The following is a 2,500-nucleotide window of genomic DNA, read 5'->3' on the forward strand; positions in this document are numbered from 1 at the left end:
AAAACTAGATAACATTGCTTCATATTATATGGTTAAGTCCTCGATCTATTAGTATTCGTCAGCTCCACATGTCACCATGCTTCCACCTCGAACCTATCAACCTGATCATCTTTCAGGGATCTTACTAGCTTACGCTATGGGAAATCTCATCTTGAGGGGGGCTTCATGCTTAGATGCTTTCAGCACTTATCCCTTCCGCACATAGCTACCCAGCTATGCCCTTGGCAGAACAACTGGTACACCAGCGGTGCGTCCATCCCGGTCCTCTCGTACTAAGGACAGCTCCTCTCAAATTTCCTACGCCCACGACGGATAGGGACCGAACTGTCTCACGACGTTCTGAACCCAGCTCGCGTACCGCTTTAATGGGCGAACAGCCCAACCCTTGGGACCGACTACAGCCCCAGGATGCGATGAGCCGACATCGAGGTGCCAAACCTCCCCGTCGATGTGGACTCTTGGGGGAGATAAGCCTGTTATCCCCGGGGTAGCTTTTATCCGTTGAGCGATGGCCCTTCCATGCGGAACCACCGGATCACTAAGCCCGACTTTCGTCCCTGCTCGACTTGTAGGTCTCGCAGTCAAGCTCCCTTATGCCTTTGCACTCTACGAATGATTTCCAACCATTCTGAGGGAACCTTTGGGCGCCTCCGTTACACTTTAGGAGGCGACCGCCCCAGTCAAACTGCCCACCTGACACTGTCTCCCGGGTCGATAAGACCCGTAGGTTAGAATTTCAATACAGTCAGGGCGGTATCCCACCAGCGCCTCCACCGAAGCTAGCGCTCCGGTTTCAATGGCTCCCGCCTATCCTGTACAAACTGTACCAAAATTCAATATCAGGCTACAGTAAAGCTCCACGGGGTCTTTCCGTCCTGTCGCGGGTAACCTGCATCTTCACAGGTACTATAATTTCACCGAGTCTCTGGTTGAGACAGTGCCCAAATCGTTACACCTTTCGTGCGGGTCGGAACTTACCCGACAAGGAATTTCGCTACCTTAGGACCGTTATAGTTACGGCCGCCGTTTACTGGGGCTTCAGTTCAGAGCTTCGCTTACGCTAACCCCTCTCCTTAACCTTCCAGCACCGGGCAGGTGTCAGCCCCTATACTTCGCCTTACGGCTTCGCAGAGACCTGTGTTTTTGCTAAACAGTCGCTTGGGCCTATTCACTGCGGCTTTCCGTTAAGAAAGCACCCCTTCTCCCGAAGTTACGGGGTCATTTTGCCGAGTTCCTTAACCAGAGTTCTCTCGCACACCTTAGGATTCTCTCCTCGCCTACCTGTGTCGGTTTGCGGTACAGGCACCTTTTATCTCGCTAGAAGCTTTTCTTGGCAGCGGGGAATCAAAGACTTCGCTCCATAAGGAGCTTCCCCATCACAGCTCAGCCTTCACGATAAGCGGATTTGCCTACTTATCAGCCTAACTGCTTGGACGTGCACAACCAATCGCACGCTTCTTCTATCCTTCTGCGTCCCTCCATTGCTCAAACGATAAAGAGGTGGTACAGGAATATCAACCTGTTGTCCATCGCCTACGCCTGTCGGCCTCGGCTTAGGTCCTGACTAACCCTGAGCGGACGAGCCTTCCTCAGGAAACCTTAGGCATTCGGTGGACGGGATTCTCACCCGTCTTTCGCTACTCATACCGGCATTCTCACTTCTAAGCGCTCCACCAGTCCTTCCGGTCTGACTTCACTGCACTTAGAACGCTCCCCTACCACTGATACCATTGGTATCAATTCGCAGCTTCGGTGGTGTATTTAGCCCCGGTACATTTTCGGCGCAGAGTCACTCGACTAGTGAGCTATTACGCACTCTTTAAATGGTGGCTGCTTCTAAGCCAACATCCTAGTTGTCTAAGCAACTCCACATCCTTTTCCACTTAATACACACTTTGGGACCTTAGCTGGCGATCTGGGCTGTTTCCCTCTTGACTACGGATCTTATCACTCGCAGTCTGACTCCTAAGGATAAGTCATTGGCATTCGGAGTTTGACTGAATTCGGTAATCCGATGAGGACCCCTAGTTCAATCAGTGCTCTACCTCCAAGACTCTTACACTTAAGGCTAGCCCTAAAGCTATTTCGGGGAGAACCAGCTATCTCCAGGTTCGATTGGAATTTCTCCGCTACCCACACCTCATCCCCGCACTTTTCAACGTGCGTGGGTTCGGGCCTCCATTCAGTGTTACCTGAACTTCACCCTGGACATGGGTAGATCACCTGGTTTCGGGTCTACGACCACGTACTAAACGCCCTATTCAGACTCGCTTTCGCTGCGGCTCCGTCTCTTCAACTTAACCTTGCACGGGATCGTAACTCGCCGGTTCATTCTACAAAAGGCACGCCATCACCCATTAACGGGCTCTGACTATTTGTAGGCACACGGTTTCAGGATCTCTTTCACTCCCCTTCCGGGGTGCTTTTCACCTTTCCCTCACGGTACTGGTTCACTATCGATCACTAGGGAGTATTTAGCCTTGGGAGATGGTCCTCCCAG

General features: G+C 51.9%; 1 rRNA gene (cut by a window edge). It reads right to left on the reverse strand.

The annotated features are described in order from the left end of the window. Positions 1-28: 28 nt before the first annotated feature. Positions 29-2,500: ribosomal RNA gene (locus tag ACP6L7_RS28000) — 23S ribosomal RNA — on the reverse strand; it runs 450 nt beyond the window's last position.

The sequence above is a fragment of the Bacillus silvicola genome, assembly GCF_050524305.1.
Lineage (GTDB): Bacteria > Bacillota > Bacilli > Bacillales > Bacillaceae_G > Bacillus_A > Bacillus_A cereus_AT.